At 60.8% G+C, this 25,718-nt stretch carries 22 protein-coding genes; 13 read left to right on the top strand and 9 right to left on the bottom strand.

Features of this window, described 5'->3' with window-relative positions; genetic code table 11:
* Window positions 1-20 precede the first annotated feature (20 nt).
* Window positions 21-1,538: an aldehyde dehydrogenase family protein gene (locus MJ601_RS15875; RefSeq protein ID WP_348635588.1), complete on the bottom strand. Its 1,518-nt coding sequence runs from the start codon at window positions 1,536-1,538 to the stop codon at window positions 21-23.
* 14 nt (window positions 1,539-1,552) lie between these two features.
* The gene (locus MJ601_RS15880; RefSeq protein WP_242128149.1) at window positions 1,553-3,196 is read right to left on the bottom strand and encodes a GMC family oxidoreductase; all 1,644 of its coding nucleotides are present in this window, start codon (window positions 3,194-3,196) and stop codon (window positions 1,553-1,555) included.
* Window positions 3,197-3,497: 301 nt separating this feature from the next.
* Between MJ601_RS15880 and MJ601_RS15885 the strand changes: the two genes are divergently transcribed.
* From MJ601_RS15885 to MJ601_RS15900, 4 genes are all read left to right on the top strand, one after another.
* Window positions 3,498-3,674, top strand: a complete 177-nt coding sequence (locus MJ601_RS15885) for a hypothetical protein (protein WP_242128151.1) — start codon at window positions 3,498-3,500, stop codon at window positions 3,672-3,674.
* Window positions 3,675-3,788: 114 nt separating this feature from the next.
* Window positions 3,789-4,844, top strand: coding sequence for a helix-turn-helix transcriptional regulator (locus MJ601_RS15890; protein ID WP_242128154.1), 1,056 nt, complete (start codon window positions 3,789-3,791; stop codon window positions 4,842-4,844).
* A gap of 309 nt (window positions 4,845-5,153) precedes the next feature.
* Window positions 5,154-5,921, top strand: coding sequence for a hypothetical protein (locus tag MJ601_RS15895; protein WP_242128156.1), 768 nt, complete (start codon window positions 5,154-5,156; stop codon window positions 5,919-5,921).
* Window positions 5,922-5,937: 16 nt separating this feature from the next.
* Entirely contained in the window at window positions 5,938-7,185 is a 1,248-nt protein-coding gene (locus tag MJ601_RS15900) for an amidohydrolase family protein (RefSeq protein WP_242128159.1), read from the top strand.
* A gap of 141 nt (window positions 7,186-7,326) precedes the next feature.
* On the opposite strand, the gene MJ601_RS15905 is transcribed toward MJ601_RS15900, so the two are convergent.
* Window positions 7,327-7,800, bottom strand: a complete 474-nt coding sequence (locus tag MJ601_RS15905; protein WP_242128160.1) for a MaoC/PaaZ C-terminal domain-containing protein — start codon at window positions 7,798-7,800, stop codon at window positions 7,327-7,329.
* Window positions 7,801-7,982: 182 nt separating this feature from the next.
* On the opposite strand from MJ601_RS15905, the gene MJ601_RS15910 reads away from it, so the two are divergent.
* Window positions 7,983-8,771 (top strand): SDR family NAD(P)-dependent oxidoreductase, encoded by a 789-nt coding sequence (locus MJ601_RS15910; protein WP_242128162.1) that lies wholly within the window; start codon window positions 7,983-7,985, stop codon window positions 8,769-8,771.
* On the opposite strand, the gene MJ601_RS15915 is transcribed toward MJ601_RS15910, so the two are convergent.
* The 4 genes from MJ601_RS15915 to MJ601_RS15930 form a co-directional block, all read right to left on the bottom strand.
* Window positions 8,763-10,265 carry an AMP-binding protein gene (locus MJ601_RS15915; protein WP_348635589.1) on the bottom strand — a complete coding sequence of 501 codons (1,503 nt, stop codon included), beginning with the start codon at window positions 10,263-10,265 and terminating at the stop codon, window positions 8,763-8,765. The two genes, MJ601_RS15910 and MJ601_RS15915, sit on opposite strands and share 9 nt — an antisense overlap.
* A gap of 14 nt (window positions 10,266-10,279) precedes the next feature.
* Complete coding sequence (locus tag MJ601_RS15920) at window positions 10,280-11,170, bottom strand: IclR family transcriptional regulator (RefSeq protein ID WP_242128166.1); 891 nt, start codon at window positions 11,168-11,170, stop codon at window positions 10,280-10,282.
* Window positions 11,171-11,244: 74 nt separating this feature from the next.
* A complete protein-coding gene (locus MJ601_RS15925) occupies window positions 11,245-12,597 on the bottom strand; it encodes an aldehyde dehydrogenase family protein (RefSeq protein WP_242128168.1) in 1,353 nt (450 codons plus the stop codon).
* A 78-nt stretch (window positions 12,598-12,675) separates the two neighbouring features.
* A complete protein-coding gene (locus MJ601_RS15930) occupies window positions 12,676-13,941 on the bottom strand; it encodes a thiolase family protein (RefSeq protein ID WP_348635590.1) in 1,266 nt (421 codons plus the stop codon).
* A gap of 101 nt (window positions 13,942-14,042) precedes the next feature.
* Here MJ601_RS15930 and fabG point away from each other — a divergent pair, with 101 nt between their 5' ends.
* The 8 genes from fabG (at window position 14,043) to MJ601_RS15970 (ending at window position 23,159) form a co-directional block, all read left to right on the top strand.
* Window positions 14,043-14,792, top strand: coding sequence for a 3-oxoacyl-ACP reductase FabG (fabG, locus tag MJ601_RS15935; protein WP_242128170.1), 750 nt, complete (start codon window positions 14,043-14,045; stop codon window positions 14,790-14,792).
* Entirely contained in the window at window positions 14,785-15,711 is a 927-nt protein-coding gene (locus MJ601_RS15940) for a MaoC/PaaZ C-terminal domain-containing protein (RefSeq protein ID WP_242128172.1), read from the top strand. The genes fabG and MJ601_RS15940 overlap by 8 nt, the downstream gene beginning before the upstream one ends.
* Window positions 15,712-15,744: 33 nt before the next feature.
* On the top strand, window positions 15,745-16,830 hold the full coding sequence (locus tag MJ601_RS15945; protein WP_242128174.1) for an NAD-dependent epimerase/dehydratase family protein: 1,086 nt from the start codon (window positions 15,745-15,747) through the stop codon (window positions 16,828-16,830).
* Between the two features lie 276 nt (window positions 16,831-17,106).
* Complete coding sequence (locus MJ601_RS15950; RefSeq protein ID WP_242128177.1) at window positions 17,107-18,036, top strand: fumarylacetoacetate hydrolase family protein; 930 nt, start codon at window positions 17,107-17,109, stop codon at window positions 18,034-18,036.
* A gap of 10 nt (window positions 18,037-18,046) precedes the next feature.
* The gene (locus MJ601_RS15955; RefSeq protein ID WP_242128180.1) at window positions 18,047-19,597 is read left to right on the top strand and encodes a class I adenylate-forming enzyme family protein; all 1,551 of its coding nucleotides are present in this window, start codon (window positions 18,047-18,049) and stop codon (window positions 19,595-19,597) included.
* A gap of 13 nt (window positions 19,598-19,610) precedes the next feature.
* The gene (locus tag MJ601_RS15960; RefSeq protein WP_242128182.1) at window positions 19,611-20,849 is read left to right on the top strand and encodes a thiolase family protein; all 1,239 of its coding nucleotides are present in this window, start codon (window positions 19,611-19,613) and stop codon (window positions 20,847-20,849) included.
* Window positions 20,850-20,861: 12 nt separating this feature from the next.
* On the top strand, window positions 20,862-21,797 hold the full coding sequence (locus tag MJ601_RS15965; RefSeq protein WP_242128184.1) for a VOC family protein: 936 nt from the start codon (window positions 20,862-20,864) through the stop codon (window positions 21,795-21,797).
* 156 nt (window positions 21,798-21,953) lie between these two features.
* Window positions 21,954-23,159, top strand: coding sequence for an acyl-CoA dehydrogenase family protein (locus MJ601_RS15970; protein ID WP_242128186.1), 1,206 nt, complete (start codon window positions 21,954-21,956; stop codon window positions 23,157-23,159).
* Here the strand turns inward: MJ601_RS15970 and eutC are convergent.
* Together eutC and MJ601_RS15980 are read right to left on the bottom strand one after the other, a co-directional pair.
* Window positions 23,156-23,881, bottom strand: a complete 726-nt coding sequence (gene eutC / locus MJ601_RS15975; RefSeq protein WP_242128188.1) for an ethanolamine ammonia-lyase subunit EutC — start codon at window positions 23,879-23,881, stop codon at window positions 23,156-23,158. The two genes, MJ601_RS15970 and eutC, sit on opposite strands and share 4 nt — an antisense overlap.
* Window positions 23,874-25,322, bottom strand: a complete 1,449-nt coding sequence (locus MJ601_RS15980; RefSeq protein WP_242128190.1) for an ethanolamine ammonia-lyase subunit EutB — start codon at window positions 25,320-25,322, stop codon at window positions 23,874-23,876. Before MJ601_RS15980 ends, eutC begins: the two co-directional genes overlap by 8 nt.
* Between the last annotated feature and the right edge of the window lie 396 nt (window positions 25,323-25,718).

The following is a 25,718-nucleotide window of genomic DNA, read 5'->3' on the forward strand; positions in this document are numbered from 1 at the left end:
CCTCTCCTTGATGGCCGCGTTCAGGCGGTGGGGCTCTTCAGCCGAATGTGGATGTTCTTTTCACGGGTGAACGCGAGCAGTTCCTCGAGGCATTCCTCGCGCCCCAGCCCGGACTGGCGCACGCCGCCAAACGGCGCGCCCAGGAAGTGCCGCGCCACTTCATTGACCCATACATAGCCGGCCTCGACGGCGCCCGCGAGCCGATGCGCGCTATGAAGATCGTCGGTCCAGATTGAGCATGTCAGGCCAAGGTCGTTCTGGTTCACCTGCGCAATGAGTTCGGCCTCGTCCTGCCAGCGAAGCACCGAGAGCACCGGGCCGAAAATCTCTTCCCGCGCGATCGCCATATCCATCGTCACGTCGGCAAAGAGGGTCGGCTCGAAGAACCAGCCGCTCGCGAACGCGCTTCCATCGGGATGCTTGCCGCCCGAGACAAGGCGAGCGCCTTCGGCAATTCCTTTCTGAACGAAGGAAACCACCCGATCATATTGAGCCTGAGAGGCGATGGCGCCCATCACGGTGTCAGGATCGGACGGGATGCCGGGGCTGAAGCGCTGAATCTTCTCGGCGGCCTTTTGAAGCACTGCATCGTAGAGCGAGTCATGAATGAATGCCCGGCTCGTCGATCCGCACGATTGTCCGCACCAGTCGAAGTTCATGCCGCGAATGACCGCATCCGCAACATCCTCCACGTCCGCGTCCGGAAGCGCGATGAGCGCATTCTTGCCCCCCAGTTCCAGCAGCACGGGCTTGATCGTCTCGGCCGCCGCTCGCATCACCGCCCGGCCGGTGGCGACGCTGCCGACGACGGTCACCATAGCGATGCCGGGATGCGCCGCCAGCGCGGTTCCGGCCGCCCTGCCGCCCGGCAAGATGTTGAGCACGCCGGGCGGAAGCAGCGCGTCCCATATTTCGGCCAGTTTCAACGATGAGAGCGGCGCTTGCTCGGGCGGTTTCATGATGACGGCATTGCCGGCTGCAAGTGGCGCCGCCGCCTTGCCAGCGCAGAACATGAGGGGATGATTGAACGGAATGATCCTTGCGACCACCCCTTGAGGTTCGCGCGTCGAGAAGTTCACGGTGTCCGGACCCATCGGTATCGACGCGCCCTTCATCTCGGTGACGAGGCCGGCGAAGAAGTCGAGCTGCCCGGCCGCGAATTCGACATCGCCGCGAAGCATTCGGACGGGGTTGCCGCCGTCTATGGCATCCAGGAGCGCCAGTTGGTCCACCCGCCCGCGCAGTCGAACAGCCATTTCCCGCAAGATTTTCGCGCGTTCCAGCGGCGCTACGTCACGCCAGATCGCAAAGCCGGCACGGGCCGCAGCGACGGTCTGATCCACGTCTGCCTCGTCGGCATCCGCGATCTTGCAGATCTCGGCTCCCGTTGCCGGATTATATATAGTGCGGGTGCCTCCGCTTAGGGCGCCATGCCACCCTCCTCCATAATAGAGGTCGCGTCGCGAAGGCAGTGTGTCTTCATAATCGCGATCGCTCGGCTTGAGGCTGGGGTGAGGTTGCATGCTGAAACATTCCATTCACAAGGTGTGGATCAAAGGGCGGCTTCGGTTTCGACAGAAGGGGCGCGCGCCGACGCGATCGCCTCGCCAAGGATTATGTCCGCCGCCTTTTCTGCGATCATCATCACGACGGCATTGATGTTGCCCCCGACCATATCGGGCATGACCGAAGCATCCACGACGCGCAGACCCTCGACGCCGCACACCCGTAACTGCGGATCGACGACCCGCAGGGCGTCGCCTTCGCCGCCCATTTTGCATGTGCCCGCAGGGTGGTGAACGGTCACAGCATTTGACCGGACGAAGGCGTCGAGTTCTTCGTCCGTCTGCCTTGCATCGCCCGGCAGAATTTCCGATCCTGTATGCGCACGCATGGCGTTCTGGGACATCACGGTGCGCGCCATTCTTACACCTTTCCTCAAACCGGCACGGTCGGCTTCCGCCTGAAGGAAGCGTGGCTCGATCAACGGTGGGGCCGCGGGGTCGGAAGAAGCCAGCCGAACGGCGCCGCGGCTCTCCGGCCGCAGGAGGGCGACCCGGCAGCCGAACGTGTTCGGCACCGGATGGATGAACGGCTTGAGCCAGGGCTTCGCGGGAAAGGGCGCAGCGAGGAAGAGAAACTGGATGTCGGGCAAAGCCTCGCCGCTGTCCGATTTCAGAAAGGCTGTGGCGCCAATGGGCACGTCACCGGCGAAGCTCTCGCGGCCCAGCAAAGAGTTCAGCATCGAAATCGCGAGGCGGTCATACCGCATCGCACGTTCGAACGGGGCTGGATCAGTCCTGCGATGCACTGTGATGACGCTGAGATGATCCTGAAAGTTCGCGCCGACGCCCGGCGCTGGGACATGCACAGGGATCCCCAAAGAGCGAAGCTGTTCGGGATCGCCGACGCCCGAGAGCATGAGCAGTTTCGGGCTGTCGATGACGCCACTACACAAGATTACCTCGCGACGCGCGTGCGCCACCTGCTCGACGCCGCGCCGGACATAGCGAATGCCTGTAGCGCGGCCCTGCTGGATGATGATCTGGCGGGCCGCTGCCTCGGTCTCGATACGCAAGGAGGGACGTTTCAGAGCAGGGCGCAGATAGGCGTCGGCGGAACTCCAGCGCCGTCCGCGATGGATTGTTGACTGGACCATGCCGAAACCTTCCTGATGCCTGCCGTTATAATCAGCCGTTATCGGGTAGCCTGCTTCCGCCCCGGCCTCGATGAAGGAACCGAGGATGGGGTCGCGATAACGCGTTGCCTGAGTGTGGAGCGGCCCGTTCGCTCCGCGATAGCCATCGCCGCCATGCTCCCATCGCTCCGATTTTTTGAAATAGGGGAGGACGTCAGCATAGGACCAGCCGGTGGCGCCATTCGCGGCCCAGCGGTCGTAATCGCCCGCATGGCCGCGCACATAGACCATGACGTTGACCGAGGACGAACCGCCGATCACCTTGCCGCGCGCACACTCGATAGCGCGTCCGTCGAGGCCGGGGTCCGGCTCCATGAAATAGCCCCAGTCGTGCAGCCGTTCCGGGAAAATCTTGCCGATGCCGACAGGAATGTGGATCAGTGGATCACGGTCCCACTTGCCAGCCTCCAGCAGCAATACGGAAGAACCGTCTTCCGTAAGGCGGCTCGCCATCACGCATCCGGCAGAGCCCGCCCCTACGACGATATAGTCGAACATATGCCCGAAGATGCCTTCCTTTCCCGACACGGATTACATCCCCTCCGCAATGGACGATGGAGCGAACGCCATCATTTCCGGTCCTGCCTTTCCGGACCAATGAAACGGCAACAGGCGTCCTTTGCTCTTGCTGAACATGGCCATCGTCTTACCCTCTCCTCAAGATTTCCTTCCGATACCGCAAGTCCTGCGGCAACTGCATCCTCGATTTGATAAAATCTTATACTTCATTCCATAGGATAATCACGTTCCGAAGAATTGTGGAAACGTATAAGAAAAATTCTGGTTTGGAGTTTCATCAATGAAGGATGGTTCGGAAGCTCTCAAGCGCGGAAATATAGCGCCGAAAACGGTCATCCTCTTACCGACGTATCGAGCGTTATCGCGCGACTTTGATCCGCTGGCAAAAATATTCAAGATGACCAATCGTCATCCTTCCGTCTTTGGCGTCCTCTGCAAGCAATGTGGCGTCAATTGATAGTGCGCCCCATCCCCTTCGAACTACACTTGGAACGCCGGCAGACCGGCGCCAAGGAGGGGAATGAAGAGCGATGCATGCGACAGGGCGGTTTGAGTCTGTGGCAGTCGGCATGTGCGTGCGCACCCGATGGTATGCTTTGGAAACGCGATGACGAGACCGATCACTGATCGCTGCAGCTTTCCCTCGACTTTGTGGCGGGCAATGCGGGTGGTTGGAATCGATCCTGCAGCCGTATTGCACATGGCGGGGCTGCCCGGCAGCGTCCATCTGGACCCCGCCACGTCGCTTTCCACTTCACAATATTTCGCAATCTGGAAGGCGATCAAGGCTTTGGCGAGTGAACCCTGCATCGCCCTAAAAATCATCAAAGCGGGCGACTCCACGGGTCAGCAACCGGGCTTTCTCGCTGGCCTTTACGCCGCGAACTTTCGTGATGCGATCAGCCGCCTTCTTCATTTCAAAAGCATGGTGACATCCGAAAAGATCTGGACGAAGGAAGAACAGGGACAATGGTCGATGGGCAGGGACTGGCCCTTTGCGACGGAACCTGAACCCTCGCTTTGCATTGATCTTGCCTTTGCTTTCATGGTGGAACTGGGAAGGCGTGGAACCGGGCGGCGCGTCACGCCGATCCGCGTGCAATATACCAGGGACCGGGCCGGAGACGAGGGACTCGAAATCTATTATGGTTGCAAGGTCCATTTCGGCGCGCGGCACAACAGCATAACATTCGCCAACGAAGACCTGGACATTCCTTTTCCGGGGCACAGTCCGGAGTTTCTCGAACTCGTTACCCGCAGCGTCCTTGATGCGTTCGCCAAACTTGCCGGGGAGGACACAGTCGTCGATCGCGTCAAATCCGCGATGAAGCGAGCCATGGCCACAGGACGGCCTGAGGCAGCGGCGATCGCGAGCGAACTCGGCATGAGTGAGCGCACGCTTCAGCGACGGATAACCGCAGAGGCATCATCCTATCGCGCGCTGCTCATCGAAGCGCGGCGAGAGCGCGGTCTGGAGCTGCTTAGAAACCCCAGCTTCGATATCAACGCGATCACCTCGATGCTGGGGTATGAAAGTCCCACATCCTTCTATCGCGCCTTCAAGGAGTGGGAAGGCGTATCGCCCGGCGAGTGGCGGCTGCAGCGCGGAATGGACCGCGGGATCTGATGGCGACTTCCTAATATTTCGTGATTGGCGTCATTCGAGAGAGTTTTGGCATCATCCGTCATTGTCCGGACGGGGAGGTGCCGTAAGTTCAAGGGGCATCCGGAACCTAGGGTTGCGGATAGCTTCAATGTGCGACGACATGTGTTGACGGGGGATACCGCTCAGTCAGCACAAGAAATTTGAGAGGATAGCGAGGGCGCGCGGGCCTGCCCTGCACGCTGTACCCGTCGAACCCGGTGACGCTCCAGTGTCGAGCGCGGAGCTTGTCGCCGAACGTCAGGGAACTCGTATGTTGAGGATTTATCGCCGATGCGTAACCTGCAGCTACGTTGCTCGATCGATGGGTCGAGCTATTCCGCCAAGCAGCTTGATGAGGTTCAATATCAGCGCCATATTCATGGCCTTCATTCCCTCCTGCGTCTGGGAGCCATCATCGAGCAGGACGGACAGCCGCTTTCGCACGATGCCATAGATCGCCTGCTTCCTGAGGATGCTCGCGCGGTTTCGATCGCGACCCGGCAATCCTATGGGCCGGATGGGCTTAAGGAACTGTACCGCGACCAGCTCCTGGAATCGGACAAGATGTGGAAGGCAGCGAATGACGCGCCCGCCGACGCGCCGCTGCTGCTGGCGCAAACGGATGTTACGGTAACGGGCGTATCGCTGGAAGATCTCGCCAAGGTCGTCAGCCTCGATCATATTCATCACGCCTATGCCGCGCTGCATCCGGACCATGACTTTGCGTTGGGCGACAACACATGCCTCGAGCATATGGAGACCTTCGGTCATTTCGGCGGGCCGACCTGGCTCTTTGCCCACCCGGACAAATCTATTTCCGTCCCGGTCGAGCGGGATGAGGAATATCCGATGCTCATGGCCGGTCACACGACCCTGGCCAGCGATGGCACGCCCATGAATCTCTACGCATATCACCAGTTCAAGCCGTTAGAGAACGGCTTCGCCATCAAGCAGTGCGCTGCTTTTCCGCCAAAGACGCCGCTGCCGATCGTGGATGGACACAAGCTGCATCTGGCGATCGAGATTTGGGAAGCGGCGAAACTTGCCGCCAAAGATTGAACTACAGGAGGCCGAAATGCAGGTAACACCATCTTTGCCCGATAGCGTCCGTCCCTTCGCAGGACGCATCACCGACATCGACAGCCACGAGATGGTTCCCGCCCAGCTCTGGGTGGAGGAATGGGGCGAAATCACCCGCCCCTGGGCCGAGCGCGCGATCCAGATCAATCCCAACGGCGGAGCGCAGAACATCATCAGCGTCCCCGGTTTCGCCGGCGATGTTGCCGAGATGGATCCGAAGGCGGTCTGGACCGCCAAAGGCCCGACCGCGCCAGGCGCTGCGGACATGGGGCGTCGCCTTGACCTCATGGATACGATGGGCCTCAGCCGGCAGCTCATGTTTCCCTCCGGCCCCGGCCTCGGTGGTCTGGCTCTTTACGGTTCGCCGAATGAAGCCGCCAAATATGGCGTCGGCAGCTTCGGGGTGACGGATGACGGTTTCTACAAATATGCCCGCGACCTGATGGACAGCTACAACCGGTGGTCGGTCGAAGTCGCGTCGATTTCTTCGCGTTTCCGCCCTGTCGCGCCGATCTACGGGGATACCCCCGAAGAATTATATGCGGTGACCAAGAAGCTGATAGACAAAGGCATCCGCGCGGTGCTCATTTCGGCGCCGCGCCTGCCCGGTGGCTGTTCGCCGGCGTCCAACGATCTTGATCCCTTTTATGCGATGGTGGCCGAAGCGAAAGTGGCGATCACGCTGCATATTGGCGGTGAGGATCTGTTCTTAAGGACGAATGACTGGGTTAAGGCGAAGGCATTTGAAGGATATAAGGAGACGACAGAAATCCTCCTGAATCCGTGGAAGCTGTCGACCTACCATCTGGCGGCACAGAATTTCATCGGAACCATGGTCGTCGGCGGCGTGTTCGAACGGCATCCGACGCTTCGCATGGGCGCCACCGAATTTACCGCGCATTGGGTCGGCCCGCTCGCCCGCTCGCTCGACATCTGGCACGAGCATGATTATTCGCTGAAACCCAAGGGCGTATCGAATGACCATGAAGGGCGGCGCCTGCCGATGAAGCCTTCTGAATATATCAATCGCAATGTTCGCGTCTCGCCGTTCGATTTCGAGCCGGTCGGGGAATATATCGAAATGTATGGTCTTGAGGATGTCTATTGCTTTGCCAGCGACTTCCCGCATGTTGAAGGCGGCAAGGATCCGGTAGGCGAATTCGCTTCCTCGCTGGAGCATCTTGGCCCCAGGATCATGGAGAAGTTCTTCGTCACCAACGGGGAGTTCCTTCTGCCAGAATGATTGATAGGGCGTTCGGCCGCACGGAGAAGGTGCTGCCGAGCGCTTGCCCGCCGGATAACCTGCACAGCCTCGCGACGGGCTACGAAGCTGGCGGGACGGGGTCAGGCGCCGTTATCGAAATGATCGACCTCAAGACATGTCTTATGTCGCTTCTTCAGGCTCGCGGCGGCGGATCAGGATGGTATCGAGGATCGACAGCAGCAGGACGCCATCGCTACGCCTGAGTTCGCCCAAATGCTGAGCGATGCCACAGGACGGCCGCGATTTCGAAGGCCGTTTCGATCTCCAGCTGAAATGAAGTCGCACGACATCACCCGGCCGGGCCGGAGCATGGTAGCGCGTCTCGTCAGATCCGAAGCTGGCGATGACGGTAGGGCCGAGGTTAAACTCATGCAGCAGCCGCTGCTTGACCGCGAGCATATGAGTCCCCGAAGCGGTAAGTCCTTCAAATCCGGCCGCCTTTGCAGCATCATCATTTAGATGGACGGGGAGGGGATCCCATTGCTGAGCAAAAGCGATGATCGCATCACGCTCAAAAACGACAGCGCTCGATATTTGCACGGGACCGACATCTATATCTTCAAAATATGTGCCTTGGGCGGATAGCTCGATCATTCTTGTCCCCTTAAAGATCGGGTGTTCACATCAATCACTCAATATACGAAAATGATTTTCGTAACAATCGGTTGATGTCCTCCTAGTCGCACGCTAGCCAGGAGAGCAGCCATAGCGACCGACCAACGGGCGCTGGATCTTGATTTGGAAATTGCATCAGCAGACAGCGAGTGGGGAGAGACATGTTCGATTTGACGGGCCGGGTCATCATCGTAACCGGCGGTGGCGGAGGGATCGGCGGGGCATCCGTGAAGGCGCTTAGCCAATTGGGTGCGACCATAGTGGTCGCCGACATCGAAATGGACCGGGCGCGCGCGATTGCGGGTGCAACCCGGCGGCCCGTAGTGGCCGCGCAACTCGACGCCACGGTCGAGGCGAGCTGGGCGGATCTTCTCAAACAGGTCGAGCGCGACCATGGCCGGCTTGATGCCCTCGTCAACGCTGCCGGCGTGCTGCGGCCGCGCCCTTTCAGCGAAGCCACCGTCGAGGAACTGGACGCGACCCTAAACCTCAATGTGCGCAGCGTCTTCATGGGCTGCAAGGCAGCCTCGCCGTTGATGATCGAAACCCATGAAAAACTGGGCGCCAAACCTTCGATCGTCAACCTGTCGTCGATATATGGGCTTTTCGCGGGTGTCGCGCACGTTGTTTACTCGACGAGCAAAGGCGCGGTTCGCATGATGAGTAAGGGTCTGGCGCAAGAACTGGCCAAGCATCAGATACGCGTGAATACGGTCTTCCCCGGCCCCGTCAACACATGGCTCATGACGAACTCTGTAGCACAGCTCGGTGAGTTCGGACTGCGGCCCAAGGGTCAGGACGGACTGGATCTCGTCGCCAAAATGCATCCGATGGGACGGCTGGCCGAGCCTGAAGACATTGCCGGCGTCATCACCTTCCTGTGTTCGGACGCGTCTTCCTTCATGACCGGTGGCGAGCTGGTCGTCGACGGGGGTCTGACGCTAACGTGAATGGGGTGCTTGCGCCGGGGCCTGAACACCAGATGCCGCCAGGAATTGGTCGCGTAAAACATGCTTCCGGATTTTGCCGGAGGCATCGCGATGCAATGTCTCGACCTGCCTTATCAATTTGGGAACCTTGTAACCCGCTATCGTCTCTCGCAAGCGCTTGCGCAGCCCATCCGCGTCGAGATTGTCGCCGACCACGAAGGCCACGATCATTTCGCCAAATTCGGGGTCGGGAACCCCGAAGGCTGCGCAGTCCGCGACGCCCGGGATAGCGAACAGCGCCTTTTCTACCTCAGCCGGATAGATGTTCACGCCGCCCGACACCACCATGTCGCGCGCGCGATCGCACAGGAACAGATACCCGTCCTCGTCCTGATAGCCGATATCGCCGAGCGAAACGAGGTCGCCCAGCCCGACTTCCGCGCGCTTTGCGGGATCGTTGTGATAGGTGAAATCCGGATAGGAGCGCAGCCGGCCGAAAATCTCACCTGCTTCTCCGCGAGCCACGTCCACTCCTTCCGCATCGACAATCCGGAATTCGACATCTTCAAGCGGCTTTCCGCATGTTCCCGGGCGGTCAAGCCATTCCGCGCTGCTGCACAGGGTAAGTGCGCCAACTTCCGTGCCGCCATAATATTCTGCGACGATCGGCCCCCACCAGTCGATCATGGCTCGCTTGACGTCGTCGGCGCACGGGCCGCCGGCATGAAGCGCCCAGCGAAGGGATGAGAGATCACAGGCCTGGCGGGTTTCGGCAGGCAGGCGCAGCAGGCGAACGAACATGATGGGCGCGAGGGCGACCGACGTGATCCTCTCCCGCTGGATGGTGGCCAGCATCGCCTCCGCGTCGAAGCGGGGCATGATCTCCGTATATTCCGCCGTAAGCACGCCATGGATGGCGAACTGGTTCGGGAATGCATGATACAGCGGACCGGGCACGAGAACGCGACTGCTTGCGTCCATTCGATAGAGATCGGATCGGATCGCCCGCATCGACGCCTGCTGTTCAGGCGTGGGTGGGCAACGCTTCACGCCCTTGGGCCGTCCGGTGGTGCCTGACGTGTAGACGATGCTGCCAGGCGCCTGCCTGTCGGGGCCGTTGAAGAGGTCGCTTCCATCCCGCCAGGATGCATAGGGTGAGGGTGCATCGTCCGCGCCGACGAACATTGTGCGCCTGTCCTGCTTCCAGCTTTCAGGAAGACTGGCCCCGAGATCTTCATGGACAAAAATGGCAGCGGGGTCGCAATCCTTGAGCAGGACGTCGATTTCTACGGCGGCGAAATGCCAATTGATGGGCACAGGGAAGGCACCAAGCCTGCCTATGGCAAGGCTGATCTCGACGAAGGCGATGCTGTTCTTCAGAAGCAGGGCGACGCGATCGCCCTGGGTGATACCCAGCTTCTCCAATCCACCGGTGATTCTGGCCACATTCGCATCCAGGGTCGCGCGATCGAGAGCCGCAGCGCCGCATCGTATGACTTCAACAGACATCGACATATTTTTCTATCATCTCAAAGATTGGGGGGAGCGGCATCGGTTCCTTCGGGGGACTGGGCCGCATCGCCTGTGAGCAGGATGTCTTCTACCTGCCGGGCGATGGCGATGAGGTCGGGGGCAAGCTGTTCGCGCAAATCCTTTTCCGGCAGTGCATAGGCCGGACCGCCCAGGTTGAGCACATAGATGCAATCTCCGGGATGGGCGGCGATGGGCACGGCCACGCCGCTGATGTCCTTCTGCCAATCGCCGATGCTGGTGCAGTAGCCCAGCCGGCGATGTTCATTGATGGCGTCTTCGACACCTTTGCGTATCCGTCCCCATTCGTCTCCATAGTGGGATCGCAGCCGGTCCAGAATATCCTCTCGCTCATCACTTCCGCATGCAGCAAGATAGGCCCGCCCCATAGCGGAGGTTGCCAAGGGTAACCGCGATCCGGGAAACAGTCTCAGAGCGATGAGCGCGTCGCCTTCTGCGGTATCGGTATAGATGACCTGGAGATCATCTCGAGTGCCCAGTCCGACATTGAAGTGACTGCCGGCCGCCAGGCGTCGCATCAACGGCAGGGCCAGGATGCGAACATTTGTGGTAGCCAGCGCGATCGCGCCGAGCCGAATGGCGCGAGGGCCAAGCCGATATTCACGGGAGCGAGGATCGAAAGACAAATAATTATGCAGGGCTAGCGTGTAGGCCAACCGCGACACGGTCGGCTTGGTGAGGCCGGTGCGTTCGGCCAACTCGGCATTGCCGAGGCTTGCGTCATTGCGGCTGAAAGCATCGAGCAGGGCAAGGCCGCGGCCGAGCGCGACGACAACCTGAGAATCGCCATCCTCTTCACGAGCGGCATTGCCCAATTGCCCCGCCTGACGCGGCTTCGCCCGTTCAGTTGGACTGGCTTGTGCTTTCATCTGGACCTCTTGAAATAGTGCCATGTTTGTGGGCGCTCCGCGCATGGTCCCGAAGATAACCTGCGCCGTGCCCCTCAACCATGTCTAACCAGCACTTGCACATTAGTATATTCAAGGAGGCCCTCCGTGGCGTTCTCGACCCCGAATCCCGATTGCTTGTGTCCTGAAAAGGGCAGGGTGGGCGTCATACCGTGAATCGTGTTGAGCCAGACCGTGCCGGCCTCCAACTGCCGGCCGACCTTTGCCGCCTGCTCGATGTCGGCGCTCCATACCGACGATGCGAGACCATATTCGCTGTCATTCGCGCGGCGAACAGCATCTTCGATATCGCTGTACCGCAGCAGCGGGACAAGGGGGCCGAACGGCTCCTCGCGGACCACCCGGCTGTCGTCCGGCGGATTGTCGATCAGCGTCGGCGCGATGAAGTTGCCCGGTCCGGTCATCTCGCCCGGCTCGCTCAGGAAATGGAGACCTGCGGCGCGGGCTTCCTCTATCATCGCCCTGACGCGCTCGAATTGCGCACGGTTCTGCACAGGTCCGATGCGTGCGCCCGGCATATTGCCGGGAACCGGCGGGTTCGCTCTGGCCAGCTCCGCCATCCTGGCGGCGAAACGGTCATAGATATCGTCATGCACGTAAATGCGCTTGGCGGCGATGCATACTTGTCCGGCATTGCGGAATGCGCCCCAGAACAGGCGCTCCGCAACCGATTGGACGTGGGCGTCGGGCAGCACGATTGCCGGATCGTTGCCACCCAGCTCCAATGTCAGGCGTTTGAGGTTGCCTGCGGCCCCGCGCATCACCGCTTTGCCCGTCGCCGTCGATCCGGTGAATGAAATCTTGTCGATATCGGGATGTTCGGACATGAAGGGGCCGAGATGATCGCGGCCCGAAATGGTGTTCAGAACGCCCGGCGGCAGAACGTCCAAGAGCATTTCCCCGATTCGCAACGTCGTGAGCGGGGTGAAGGGCGACGGCTTGGCGACCACGGTGTTGCCGGTCTTGAGCGCCGGCGCGAGCTTCCACGCCATGAGCTGCACCGGGAAGTTCCATGGCGCGATGGCGCCGACGACTCCGATTGGCACATGCCGTATCTCGGCAACACGGCCATCGGGTTCGCGTTGCTGCCGCACGGGGAGCGGGTGATTTGCATAGGCTTCAAACCACCGCGCGGCCGTTTCGATTTCGTGACGTGCCTCTTCGAGGGGCTTGCCCTGCTCCTGAGTCAAAAGTTGTGCGAGCGGTTCGATCTCTCCGCGCAATCGGACGGAGGCGGCGAGAAGCATGGCATCCCGGCTGGCTGATTCGATGCGTTTCCACGCCGGAAACGCATCGCGTGCCGCAGAGACGGCTTCCTCCAGATGGCTTGCTTCGCAGTCGGGCGCCTGGGCAAAGGCTTCACCGGTTGCCGGATTGATGACCGGCATGGAGAGCGGTGTATCCACGCGACGACCATTGATCGTCGCGCTGCAAATCGCGGGAAGGCCTGCCTCAACCATGGCCGATCAAATTTCTGGCGCTTCGAGGATCGTAACGACGCAAGCTGCTTCCTCAAGTCCATGGAAACCGCCGCCATTTTCCGCGAGACCGATCCGCGCGTCCTCAACCTGCCGGTTGCCGGCCTCCCCGCGCAGTTGCGTCACTAGTTCGAAAATCTGGATAGCGCCTGTCGCTCCAATCGGATGCCCTTTGGATAAGAGGCCGCCAGACACATTGATCGGCAACCGGCCGCCAAGCTGCGTTTCCCCACTTTCAGCCCAAGCGCCGCCGTCGCCATAGGTGCAGAAGCCGACATTCTCGGAGTGGAGGATTTCTGCGATGGCAGAGGCATCGTGCAGTTCTGCAACCGACACATCTTCCGGTCCGATGCCCGCCCTTGCATAGGCCCGGTCGGCCGCGACCCGCGTGAGATGTCGGTCATATTGTGCAGCGGTGCGATTGCTGCTGCTGCTCACGCCGATGCCCCGGATGTTTACTGCCCTCCGACCGCCGTTCAGTGTCTGGGTGAAGCGGCGGGATGCGATGATGAGCGCGCACGCGCCATCGCTCATTGGGGCGCACATCGACCGCGTGATGGGCCAGACGACCATTCGATCGGCAAGGACTTCATCAATGGTCAGTGGAAAGCGATATTGCGCGAAGGGGTTGAGCTGGGAGTGATTGTGATTCTTTGCGGCGACGGCGGCGATCTGCCGGGCCGTCGTTCCAAATGTCTTCATGTGAAATCGGGCCTGCGCCGCATAGATATCCATGAAGACCGAGCGTTCGGCGGAATCGACATTGCCCTCGGGGGGATCGACGCCTTCGCCGATCGCGAGCAGGGCAGCGATGTGATCGTCGGCAAGCTCCCGGTCCCAACTGCCCTTGAACGCCTCAAACATCTCGATCCGCTTGTCCGGGTAGTTCATCTTCTCCGCACCTACGACAAGCGCCACTTCGACAAGGCCGGATTCGACTGCGGCGAATGCCTGAAAGACGCCTGAGCTTGAGCTGGCGCAGGCATTGTCGGTGTTGAAGATCGGAATACCCTCAAAGCCATAGGCGCGCAGCGATGCCTGGCCCCGAACGCCATGCTGCCCTTCCAGCGCGCCTTGCCGCGTGTTGCAGAACCAGGCGGCGTCAATACGCTCCTTGCCCAGCCCCGCATCGTCGAGAGCCGCCGTGACAGCCTCCGCGGCCAAGGACCGCACGGAACGATCCAGATGCTTCCCGAGTGGCGTCATGCCGGCGCCGATTATGACAGTGTCGCTCATGAGCGGGATGTAGAACACTCAGCTTACCATGTGAAGGCGAAAATGATTTTCGCGTTTTGTTGACGAGTGAGGCCGGAAGGCTTAGCCGTGGCGACGGGCAAGCTGATAAAGAGGTGTAAATGAATCTGGGCATCCAAGATCGCGTAGCGTTCGTAACCGGAGCGGCGGGGGGTATCGGCGCCCGAACCGCAGCGATGCTTGCCGAGGAGGGCGCTTCAGTCGCAATTGGCGATATCAATTCCGACGCCGCCGAGGCCGAGGCCGAGCGGCTCCGCGACACGGGCTGCAAGGCAATGGCTGTTCAAGTTGACGTGGCGAGCGCAGCGTCGGTGGATCAGGCGTTGACGACCGTTGTCCGGGAGATCGGCGTCGTGGATATCCTCGTCAACAATGCGGGCTTTACCCGGGACAAGCGCATTGGCCGGATGGAAGAGAGCGACTGGGATGCAGTCGTCGACGTCGTCCTCAAAGGCGCTTTTCTCTGCACCAAATCTGTCCTGCCCGGCATGATAGAAAAAAACTGGGGCCGCATCGTCAATATTTCGTCACGCGCTTATCTCGGCAACCCAGGACAGGCGAACTATTCATCCGCGAAAGCAGGTCTGCTCGGTCTGACACGGTCGACGGCGCTGGAAAATGGCCGCTACAATATCACCGTAAATGCGGTGGCGCCCGGCATCATCGACACGGCGGCGGTTCGAAACCTGCCGCATTATGAGAAGGTCAAGGCGAATGCGGAAGCATCCTTGCCGTTGCCTCGGCTTGGGCGGCTCGAGGATGTTGCCGCCGCGATAGTTTTTCTCGCTTCCGAGCAGGCGGGATACATTACCGGCGACGTGCTCCATGTGTCAGGGGGGCGCTATGGCTGACTCCAAAGCCGCGGTGGACCGGCTGGCGGAGCCACGAGTTCGTTCGGTGATGGATCCGGAATCGCTGCTCAACCTTCCCCCCAGGATCATTCGTCACAGCTATACCAGACGCGATACGATGCTTTACGCGCTGGGGGTGGGGGCCGGACGCGATCCGATGGGCGAGGCTGATCTGCCATATGTCTTCGAGGATAATCTGCGTGCGTTGCCGACCATGGCGGTCGTGCTCGCGTACCCCGGATTCTGGCAGATGGAACCGCGTTACGGCATTGACTGGCGGCGGGTTCTGCACGCCGAGCAATCCTGCGAATTCCATACGCCGCTGCCGGTCGAAGGCACGGTGCGGGGCGAGTTCTCGGTCGATGCGATCGTCGATAAAGGGGCTGAAAAGGGCGCGCTGCTTCGCGCGCGACGCCTCATTTATGATGAGGCCGACCAAAGGCTGCTGGCAACGGTGAGGCAGATTTCCTTCCTGCGTGGCGATGGAGGGAGAGGCGGTGGCGGCACGGCGCTGATTCCCTTGCCGGCCGTTCCCGGTCGCACGCCCGACAAAAGGATCATGTTCGAGGTTCGGCATGAGCAAGCGCTCGTCTATCGTCTTTCGGGAGATTATAATCCGTTGCATGCGAGCCCGGCGGCTGCGCGCGACGCGGGCTTCGCCAAGCCGCTGCTGCATGGGCTGTGCACCTATGGATTCGCCGGAAGGGCTGTTCTCGCAGCGGCTTGCGGCAATGATCCTGTACGCCTGAAGACGTTGGAATGCAGGTTCACGGCGCCGGTGCACCCCGGAGACAATCTGGATGTCCTCATCTGGCAGGAAGCAGCGCAAGATATAGCATTCCAAATCATCGTTCCCGAAAGGCAAGAGGTCGTGATCGACAATGGAAAGGCGCAAATAGCCTCCTGTGTGAACGCATAAAGCCATGGGACCGTCTGGGTAGCCGGTCTGACGATGGGCTTATCGGGCGCAAATCCACCAGGGCCGCCAAGCTCGACGCGCAGATCGAGATCATGGTTAGGTAAATTGAGAGAAGGTGCAGTTGAGATGACCAAGATGGAAACCCCTTACGGACCTGTGTTGGTGACCGGTGCGACCGGCTATCTTGCTGGATGGGTCGTAAAGCTCCTCCTCGATACCGGGGTGACCGTTCATGCGAGTGTTCGAGATCCCGACAACATTGCCAAGGTGCGCCATCTGCTGGACATGGCGGACAAGGCGCCCGGATCGCTTCGCCTGTTCAAGGCCGACCTTCTTGATCCCGGCAGTCACGAGGCGGCGATGGACGGCTGCCGCATTGTCATGCACACCGCATCACCCTTCCTCCTCCCTTCGGGCATTTCCGACCCGCAACGCGACCTTGTCGAACCGGCGCTGGCGGGGACGCGTGACGTTCTCGAAACCGTCAATCGGGTTGCCAGCGTCGAGCGGGTGGTGCTGACCAGTTCCACCGTTGCGATTGTCGATCCGGTCCAAATTACCGACAAGATTCATACTGAGACGGACTGGAACGATTATGCGTCGATCGAAACGACGGCCTATCCCTATTCCAAGGTGCTTGCCGAACGTGAAGCGTGGAAGATCGCCGACAGTCAGGCGCGGTGGAAACTCGTCGCCATCAATCCTGCATTCATAGTCGGACCGGGAACCGCGTCCCAACAGACTTCGGCAACATTCGACCAGTTTCGCGCCATGTCGAATGGCACCTTCAGCAAGGCGTTGCCCTCGCGCGATGTCGGCGTGATCGACGTCCGTGATGTCGCGGAGGCGCATCTCCGGGGCGCCTATGTTCCCGGGGCCGGCGGTCGGAATATCGTTTATGCCGAGGTGCTGAGCTTCAATGACATTGCGACGATCTTGAAGGAAGAATTTGGCGAGGATACGCGTTGGCAATTCCCGCCAGAGACGCCTTGGGATTTTTCGACACCCCATTGGCGTGCCGACAACAGCAAGGCCGCGTCGGAACTGGGCATGGTCTATCGACCGCTTCGTCCCGCAATCATCGAGACTTTTCGACAGCTCACCGCCCAATCGTCCTAACCTTTCATAAGGCGATGGATCGCAGGCTTTTTGTCGCCAGAATTCCGGACCAAGGCGCAACAGCAGTTCCGGCGCGGCGCTCGCCTCGATTGGGCGGAAAGGCGGCACTTGTCGGATGGGCAACTGCCCCATTTCGTTCGACGCAAGCCCGGCGGGCACGGCGCCCGCCGCGTGCTTCACTTGACTCTTTTCTAGTCAGAATATACTTAAAGTATAATATGATTCGTGGCAGCTTGGCTCCAGAGGCAAGCGCCGACGAGAATGAATGGGAGAGCCATGAAACTGGGCCTGGTAGACGATTATATTCCCGCGTTGATCGACGGAGATTTGGTCAGGCTGCTGGCTGAGGATCTGCCGCAGATCATGGCTCTGCCGCCCCATGCGCGTCTGGCCGGACTGATCGAGCGGTGGGATGCGCTTGCTGCTCATATCAAGGCGAGCACCCGCCCGTGCGTGCCCCTCGACGACGTCGTGTTGCGCGCGCCTTTGCCGCGGCCAGCCAAGCTGCTTTGCGGACAGCTCAGCTTCAAGGAAGGCGTTGCGGAGGCCAAGGTCAAGCCGGCATTCTTTTTGAAGTCATCGACGAGCGTCATCGGGCCCGGTGAAACGGTCGAGCTTCCTCCGGTGGACGCTCCCGTGTTCCATCATGAAGGCGAGTTAGCGGTCGTGATCGGCAAACGCGCCAAGTCCATCACGCCGGCCGAGGCGATGGACCATGTCTTTGGCTACACCTGTTTTCTCGACATGTCGGCGCGGGGCGTCGGGCACGGCACCAGCTTTCAGGACAAGTCCTATGACACATTCGGGCCGATGGGGCCTTGGGTTCTCACCGCCGATTGTGTTCCGGACCCTCACGAACTCCAAGTCCGTCTTTGGGTGGATGATGAGCTTCGCCAGGATTATCCAATGTCCGACATCGGCAATCCCGTGGCTGACCTGGTTGCCTATGCCTCGTCCATCGCCGCGCTCGAACCTGGCGACGTGCTTGCGCTCGGCGTCAACCATCAGGGCATAGGTCCGATCCAGGACGGCGACACGGTGCGGATCGAGATCGAGCCGATCGGCGGCTTTTCGGTCCAGGTGAAGGACGCTCTCGGACGGCGCTGGGAGAAGGGCGTGGATACGAGGCTGGCTGCCGTCGTGCTCCGCATGGTGCGCGGAGAGCCCTTGGGCACCGTGGACTTTTCCCCACGGCTCGACCGCTGAGCGCTCCGGCATGAGGCTGATCGACTATCTCGACAAAGGCGCCGAACTCGGCAGTGCCGTCTCCTGTATCCTTCGGGGAGATCAGGCATGGTCCTATTCCCAGGTCATTGAGCGCACGCATCAGATTGCCTGCGCCTGCGCGCGGGATGGCTTCGGAAAAGGGGGCAAGGCAGCTGTTCTCAGTCCGAACGAGCCGGACACACTGGTGGCGATCCTGGGAATATTGCGGGCCGAATTGATTTGGTTGCCGATCAATCCGCGATATACGCTCGACGACATCACCGAGCTTTTGCATCGTTTCGATTGCGAACTGCTCATCGTGCATCCTTCATTCGAGCCGGCGATCGATCAGATCCAGGCCGCGGCGCCGGCCATCCGGCTCGTTCTCACTCTTGGGGAAGGAAGCGATGCGGTTGCATCGCTTGATGGCTGGATAGAGCCTCCCGGATCGCGGCACGAAGGCTCGGCCCCCAACGCCGAAGATGTCTGCGCGATCATGACGACCGGCGGCACGACCGGCCGGCCCAAGGGCGTCCTTCAAACCAACCGTGGGTTCGAGACCTATGTGGCGAACCATATCGCCACGATGGGACATGACGAACGTCCGCGGTATCTGGTCGTGGCCCCGCTGACCCATGCGGCGGGCTTCATGTGCTTCTCCATGCTCGCGCGCGGCGGCACGATCTTCATCGCGACTGGCACCGAGCCGCGAACGGTGGCGGATGCGATGAGTCGCCACGGCATCACCGATCTCTTCGCGCCGCCGACCTTGATCTATACCATGCTGGCCGATCCGGAAATCCGGGCCATGCGCTTTCCCGCGCTTAAATGCCTGTTATATGGCGCGGCGCCCATGTCGATCGAGAAGCTGCGCGAAGCGCTCGAATGGCTCGGCCCCGTCATGTACCAAGGTTTCGCGCAAGTCGAAGCCATCATGATCTGCACAGTTCTGCGGCCGCAGGACCATTTTATCGACGGCCAGATCGCCGGGCCGAAACGCCTGTCCAGTTGCGGTCGGCCAGCGCCCTTCGTGATGATGGCGGTGATGAATGAAGAAGGCGAATTGCTGCCCGACGGGTCGGTAGGCGAGATCGTCGTTCGGTCCGGAAATGTCATGCTGGGCTACTATAATGACCCGTCCGCCAGCGCCGAGGCGTCCCGTTTTGGCTGGCATCATACGGGGGATATCGGCTTTCGGGATGAGGAAGGCTTCTACCACCTCGTCGATCGCGCTCGGGACATGATCATTTCCGGGGGATATAATATCTATCCGTCGGAGATCGAGCAGGTGCTCTGGGGCCATCCGGCCGTTCAGGATTGCGCCGTCGTGGGCGCTCCCGACCCGAAATGGGGTGAGGCGGTCACTGCTGTCGTGCAGTTGAAGGCGGGTAAAACGGTCGACGCTGCCGAACTTGTCAGCCTTTGTCGGACCCGCGTCGGCTCGATCAAGGCCCCCAAGACAATTCTCTTCTGGCCCGAACTGCCCCGTAGTCCGGTGGGCAAGGTTCTCAAGCGCGACATCCGGGACAAACTGTGGGCGGGTGAGGCTCGCCGCATATGATGAGGATCGACTGATGCAACAGGTCTATGTAGTGGGAGTGGGAATGACGCCGTTCGGCCGGCTCCCCGATCTCAGCGTCAAGCAACTCGCCGCCCAAGCGACACAGGCGGCTTTGCTTGATGCCGGTATTCCCGCGAGCGCTCTTGAGGCAGCCTTCTTCGGCAATGCGACCCAGGGCCATATGGAAGGCCAGCATATGGTCCGGGGAGAGATCGCGCTTCGCGCCATGGGCATACAGGGCATCCCGGTCGTCAACGTAGAGAATGCCTGCGCGACCGCCAGCACCGCCTTCATCCTAGCGGTCAACCACCTCAAGGCGGGGGAAGGCGATGTCGTTCTCGCGCTTGGGGCCGAAAAAATGGTTTCGAGCGACAAGAGCCTTATGTTTTCGGCGTTCGACAGTGCCTGGGATGTGCATGATGTTGAAGGCAATACCGCCCGGCTCAAGAATCTGGGGAACGGCGTCACGGCTCCGCCCGGAAGCGCCTCGGAGAGACCTTATAGCGTGTTCATGGACGTCTATGCCGGGCTGGCGCGCCAGCATATGGCTCGCTTCGGAACGACGCAGCGTCAGATCGCGGCGGTCTCCTCGAAGAACCATAACCACTCGCAGCATAATCCGCTTTCGCAATTCCAGCGCCCCTTTACGATCGAAGAGGTTCTTGCGGCGCCGCCGATCACCTACCCCTTCACGCTGCCCATGTGCTCACCGATATCCGACGGCGCCGCCGCTGCCGTGATCATGACCGAAGCCGGCATGAAGCGCCATGGGATCGATCGCAGCCGCGCCATAGTCGTGCTCTCCGCCGTGATGCAGACGGGCAGCGACCGGCCGGCCGAGGCGATTGAGCAGCATTGCACCGTCATCGCCGCCAGGAAAGCCTATGAGCGTGCAGGCGTCGGGCCGGAGGACGTGTCGGTTGCCGAAGTGCATGACGCGACCGCCGTCGGAGAAATCATCCAGATCGAAAATCTCGGGCTTTGCTCATTCGGCGAAGGCGGGTTCCTGGCCGAGCGGGGCGAGACCGCTCTGGGCGGACGCGTCCCGGTCAATCCTTCCGGCGGTTTGCAGTCCAAGGGGCACCCGATCGGTGCGACAGGTCTTGGTCAAATCTACGAGCTTGTGACGCAGCTCAGAGGCGAAGCCGGGCCACGCCAGGTCGACGGTGCAAAAATAGCGATCGCGGAGAATGGCGGCGGCTCGTTCGTCGTCGAAGAAGCGGTCGCGACAATCATCATGCTTGGCCGTTAGAGGAGGGACATCATGTCTGTCATCAAAGCGATCGACCTGGCCTATGTCCGCGTTCGCGCTCCCGATTTCGATCAGGCGCGCCTGTTCCTCGCCGACTTCGGACTTATTGAGAATTCGCGCGATGGAGAGAGGCTTGGGTTCCGTGGGCTCGGGCCGGAGCCGGAAATCCTGACCGTCGAACCCGGCGGGCGTGGACTGGTGGCGATCGGGTTTGCCGCGGGCGCAAGAGACGATCTTGAGCGTTTTGCACAGGCCGCGAACAGCAGGGTGACGGAAAGGATGGGGCGTGGAGGCGGCTGGCAGGTTGTCGTTCACGACCCGGACGGCAATCAGATCGAGCTGATTTGGGGGGTAACCCCGGTCGAGCCCGTCGCGGTCGATCGTCCGCACACCAATGAAGGCAGCGACCGCTATCGTCGGCAAGGGTCTGTGCGCCGGCCGGCTTCCGGACCGGCCCATGTGTTGCGGCTGGGGCATGTCGTCCTTACCACGCCCCAGCCGGAGCCGCTCGCGCAATGGTATCGCGACATGTTCGGATTTCTGGTGTCGGACGTGGTTTACGACGGCAGCGAAGACAATGTGCTGCTTTCGTTCAACCGGCTCGACCTGGGCGACGAATATGTCGATCATCATGTCTTCCAGACCATGATCGGCCCGCCCCGCGGAATTCATCATATCTCGTTTGAAGTTCTCGACATCGACGATCTCTACATCGGCCACCAATTTCTGACGGAGCGCGGTTATCGCCATATGTGGGGCGTGGGCCGACACAAGCAGGGGAGCCAGATTTTCGATTACTGGATCGATCCATCGGGAGTCATGTATGAACACTGGACGGATACCGACCTGCTGAACGCCGACTGGACGCCTGGCATTGAATCGGCGGCCGCATCTCAAGGGCCTTGGGGGCCTCCGATGCCCGCCGAATTCATCACCCAGGTGGGGTAGCGGCGTTTGACAGCCGCGATCGCTGGCCTCGTCCCGTAATTTCCCAAGCGCCTGTTGCAGCGGTGCCGCCTGATCGAGCGCCAATCCGATTGACGCCCACGTAAAATAACAATATACTTGGTGTATATTATGCTGATCGAATGGACGGAGAGGTGAATGAAGATGGCGGCGCCTAGTAAGGTCGAGCGCTCCGGTACGGGCTTCATGACACGCAAGGAACGGCGGCAGGCGCTGCTGGCGGCCGTCGATGCCGTGGCGCCGGTCCTGTCCGCAGAGGCGCCCGATGCGGAAAAGCAACGCCATCTGACGCCGGCCGCGATCACCGCTTTGCAGGCATCGGGTCTGCTGGCGCTCAAGCTCCCGCTCGAACTTGGCGGTTTCGAGGCGGACAATGCGCTTCAATATGAAGTCATAGAACGCATCGCCTATCACAGCACCGCCGCGGCCTGGTGCATGTTCATTTACACGGACATTCTTGGGAAGGTCGCCTCCACATTGCCGGATGATGGCCTTGCCGACCTCCTTGCAGGCCAGGATCTGCCGCTCACATGCGGGGGCGGCGGCCTCATTCCTGGCTCGCTCGTTCCGGTGGAGGGCGGCTATCGGATCAGCGGTCGATGGATTTACGGCAGCGGCAATAGCGGGTCCGACTTTTTCATGGTGCTCGGTATCGACGAGACCGGTCCGGAACCGGAATTCAAGCTTTGCGTCGTGCGCTCGTCCGAGATGAGTGTCGACGATAATTGGCATGTGGTGGGCATGCGCGGCACCGGGAGTTCCGACTACCGGGCCGACAACGCATTCATCCCTTCATCCATGGCAGTGCCATTTCCTCCGGTGCCGCTGCGCGGCGGGGCCATTTTCCAACTTGGGCTGATGGGCTATTCCGCTCATACCATCGCATCCGTGGCAATCGGGGGCACCTTGCGCGCCTTGGACGAAATCGCTCGGATGGCGGAGACCAAGGCGCGTGGTTATTCCAAGAACAAAACCCCACTGGCTCGGCGTGGCGTATTCCAGACTTTCCTGGGCCGTTCCCGCCTTAGCTTGATGGCTATGCGGGCGATGATGCTTGAAGTCGGCGAGCGGATTGTTGCCGACGCCGAGCGTATCGGTGGCAACCCGTTGGCGACGGAGATCGAGAGTCGCGCCGCCGCTTCGCTCGCGACGCAGACCGCGGTCGACATCATGAGCGGCATCGTGCGTTATTCAGGAGGGGAGGGCGCTCGGGCAGGCCATCTCATCGAGCGAACCATGCGCGACGTGCAAATGGCGCAAACGCACTTCTATATAAGCGACAGCGCGCTAGAGTTGCATGGCCGCAGTCTCCTGGGTGAGACTGATCTCGACGCGGCCTCCTAAGGCGACAATCGCCGCCCGTCGTCAATGAGGCCGACGCCGGTCAGGCGCTGGCGCCGCGCAGACTTCAGAAGGCTCACTATGGTGTCTGCGGCTACCTCATAGCTCAAACCGTGTGGCGGCCTTATGTTGGAGACGCAGTTGCGCTCGCTATCCCGCCGACCCGGTCGCGGATCCCAAGTAAGGTAAGCCCCCAGGCTGTCCGAAGCACTCAAACCCGGACGCTCCCCGATAAGTATCACCGTCATATCGACGCCAAGCGCCGCCCCGATTTCGTCTGCCAACGCGACACGCCCTTGTCTTGCCAATATGACGGGAGCGATTTTCCAGTCGGGAAGGCGCGCAAGCAACGCCCCTACGACAGACGCGGCATGAGCATGCACCGCCATGGCCGAGAGGCCGTCGGCGACGATGATGGCCAGGTCTCCACCCGCCGCCGGGAGAGTGGCTGCATCGCCAGGATCAAGGGTGCGCCCCAGGTCCGGGCGTTGCAGATATTCCTGACGGTCCTTCGCGCGGCTGGCTACCTCGATGACGGGCCGCTCGATCAGATCGGCAAAGCCATCCGCCGCTAGCGGACTGTAAACGGCGTCGCGCGCCCGCGCGTGATCCATTTGGAAGTCGAGAAGCGCCCGCGTAGGCAGTCCCTGCCCGGCACGACCGAGCAGCAGCCGGGCCTGCGTTAGCGCGCGAAACCGATCGCGAATGCTGGGGAGTTCAGCCACGAGCATCTCTGAGCAGCGGAATGTGGTCGGCTAAAAGCGTTGGCGGCAAATGATCGGCAATCCGGCCATGTTCCAGCAGTCCCATATTCTGGAGCCATGTCTCGAATTCAGGGGCGGGCCGTCGATCCAGCACCTCGCGAAGGTAAAGCGCATCGTGGAAGCTGGTGGATTGATAGTTGAGCATGATATCGTCCGCTCCGGGAACGCCGATAATGAAGCTGACGCCAGCTACTCCCAGCAGGGTCAATATCGTGTCGCTGTCGTCGCCGTCCGCTTCTGCGTGATTTGTATAGCAGATGTCCACGCCCATCGGCAGGCCGAGCAGTTTCCCGCAGAAGTGATCCTCCAGGGCCGCGCGCGCGATCTGTTTGCCATCGAACAGATATTCTGGGCCAATGAAACCCACGACGCTGTTCACGAGCAGCGGTTCGAAGGCCCTCGCCACCGCATAGGCACGGGCTTCCAGAGTCTGCTGGTCAACGCCGTGATGCGCGTTCGCCGACAGGCATGAACCCTGGCCAGTCTCGAAATACATCACATTCTGGCCCAGCGTGCCACGGTCCAAGCCCCGCGTCGCGTCATGGGCCTCGCCGAGCAGGGCAAGGTCAATTCCGAAACCACGATTGGCCGCTTGGGTGCCAGCAATGGACTGGAAGCACAGATCGACAGGAGCGCCGCGTCGGATGAGCTCAAGCGTCGTGGTAACATGAGCGAGGACGCAGGACTGGGTAGGGATTGCACAGCTCAGGCGGATTTCATCGATCAGTTCGAGCAGAGTCGCTGTGGTGTCCGTATCGTCAGTCGCCGGGTTGATGCCGATAACCGCGTCGCCGGCGCCCATCAGGAGACCGTCCAATATGGACGCGGCTATGCCCGCCGGGTCGTCGGTCGGGTGATTGGGTTGCAGCCGGACCGAAAGCCGCCCGCTAAGCCCGATCGTGTTGCGGAACCGCGTGACCACCTCGATTTTCCGGGCGACCGCGATCAGATCCTGATTCCGCATGAGCTTCGAGACCGCAGCCGCCATCTCCGGAGTTATGGCGTCGGCGACGGACGCAATTTCGGCGCCGTCCACCGCGTTCGACAGCAGCCATTCCCGAAAGCCCCCCACCGTCAAATGGGAAATCGCGGAAAAAGCGGGCGCTGGGTGACTGTCCACGATCAGCCGGGTGACTTCATCCTCTTCATAGGGAATGACGGCCTCATTAAGCAGGGCGGCCAATGGCAGATCGGCCAGCGCGAACCGCGCCGCCATGCGCTCTTCCGCACTTCGCGCCCCGACTCCGGCCAGCATGTCACCCGATCGAGCGGGACTCGCGGCCGCGAGCACGGCGCGCAGATCGTCGAAGGCGTGGCGAGTGCCGCCCAGATCGGCGTGATAGCGTGGCAAGTGCGTTTCCAATCCGTTTCTTGCGCGTCGCTCCGGCAATCCGCCCTTCATCGAGGCTAGCCGCCCAATCGCCTAGCCGAAGCGCCAGTAAGTGAACCCTTGGTCAGTTATCGGCTGCTATTCACCCTGTCAATCCGCGCGCACGAGGGCGCGTCTGTTCTGGCTTGAGGCATTCCGCTCTTGCTTACCTTCGGGGACGATTCTGCGCCGCTATCGTTTCGATTTCAAGGCGGCGTTTGCGGGATTGCCGCGCTATGTGGGGCGAAGCTAAAGGGTATGAAAATACGTTCAGTCACCTTCTTTCGCTCGGAATCCCTCTATTGGGCGAAAAATCCACTTTCGCTTCGTTCATTAATGTAGTAATTGCCCATATAGTCATTTTGTCGGACCGTGCGAGAGTCGTCATTGTTGATCCAGCTTCTCTATGTGCGTGCGAGCAAGGCATGC

The organism is Sphingobium trunci (assembly GCF_022664535.1).
Classification (GTDB): domain Bacteria; phylum Pseudomonadota; class Alphaproteobacteria; order Sphingomonadales; family Sphingomonadaceae; genus Sphingobium.

Excerpts from the sequence above, each read along its gene's own strand:
- MJ601_RS15960 (WP_242128182.1), top strand. The coding sequence starts at position 19,611 with ATGCAACAGGTCTATGTAGTGGGAGTGGGAATGACGCCGTTCGGCCGG.
- MJ601_RS15885 (WP_242128151.1), top strand. The coding sequence starts at position 3,498 with ATGAAGGATGGTTCGGAAGCTCTCAAGCGCGGAAATATAGCGCCGAAA.
- MJ601_RS15970 (WP_242128186.1), top strand. The coding sequence starts at position 21,954 with ATGAAGATGGCGGCGCCTAGTAAGGTCGAGCGCTCCGGTACGGGCTTC.
- MJ601_RS15905 (WP_242128160.1), bottom strand. The coding sequence starts at position 7,800 with ATGATCGAGCTATCCGCCCAAGGCACATATTTTGAAGATATAGATGTC.
- MJ601_RS15980 (WP_242128190.1), bottom strand. The coding sequence starts at position 25,322 with ATGAAGGGCGGATTGCCGGAGCGACGCGCAAGAAACGGATTGGAAACG.
- MJ601_RS15920 (WP_242128166.1), bottom strand. The coding sequence starts at position 11,170 with ATGAAAGCACAAGCCAGTCCAACTGAACGGGCGAAGCCGCGTCAGGCG.
- MJ601_RS15880 (WP_242128149.1), bottom strand. The coding sequence starts at position 3,196 with ATGTTCGACTATATCGTCGTAGGGGCGGGCTCTGCCGGATGCGTGATG.
- fabG (WP_242128170.1), top strand. The coding sequence starts at position 14,043 with ATGAATCTGGGCATCCAAGATCGCGTAGCGTTCGTAACCGGAGCGGCG.
- MJ601_RS15965 (WP_242128184.1), top strand. The coding sequence starts at position 20,862 with ATGTCTGTCATCAAAGCGATCGACCTGGCCTATGTCCGCGTTCGCGCT.
- MJ601_RS15895 (WP_242128156.1), top strand. The coding sequence starts at position 5,154 with ATGCGTAACCTGCAGCTACGTTGCTCGATCGATGGGTCGAGCTATTCC.
- MJ601_RS15925 (WP_242128168.1), bottom strand. The coding sequence starts at position 12,597 with ATGCCGGTCATCAATCCGGCAACCGGTGAAGCCTTTGCCCAGGCGCCC.
- MJ601_RS15945 (WP_242128174.1), top strand. The coding sequence starts at position 15,745 with ATGGGCTTATCGGGCGCAAATCCACCAGGGCCGCCAAGCTCGACGCGC.
- MJ601_RS15940 (WP_242128172.1), top strand. The coding sequence starts at position 14,785 with ATGGCTGACTCCAAAGCCGCGGTGGACCGGCTGGCGGAGCCACGAGTT.
- MJ601_RS15875 (WP_348635588.1), bottom strand. The coding sequence starts at position 1,538 with ATGGAATGTTTCAGCATGCAACCTCACCCCAGCCTCAAGCCGAGCGAT.
- MJ601_RS15910 (WP_242128162.1), top strand. The coding sequence starts at position 7,983 with ATGTTCGATTTGACGGGCCGGGTCATCATCGTAACCGGCGGTGGCGGA.
- MJ601_RS15955 (WP_242128180.1), top strand. The coding sequence starts at position 18,047 with ATGAGGCTGATCGACTATCTCGACAAAGGCGCCGAACTCGGCAGTGCC.
- MJ601_RS15915 (WP_348635589.1), bottom strand. The coding sequence starts at position 10,265 with ATGTCGATGTCTGTTGAAGTCATACGATGCGGCGCTGCGGCTCTCGAT.
- MJ601_RS15950 (WP_242128177.1), top strand. The coding sequence starts at position 17,107 with ATGAAACTGGGCCTGGTAGACGATTATATTCCCGCGTTGATCGACGGA.
- MJ601_RS15900 (WP_242128159.1), top strand. The coding sequence starts at position 5,938 with ATGCAGGTAACACCATCTTTGCCCGATAGCGTCCGTCCCTTCGCAGGA.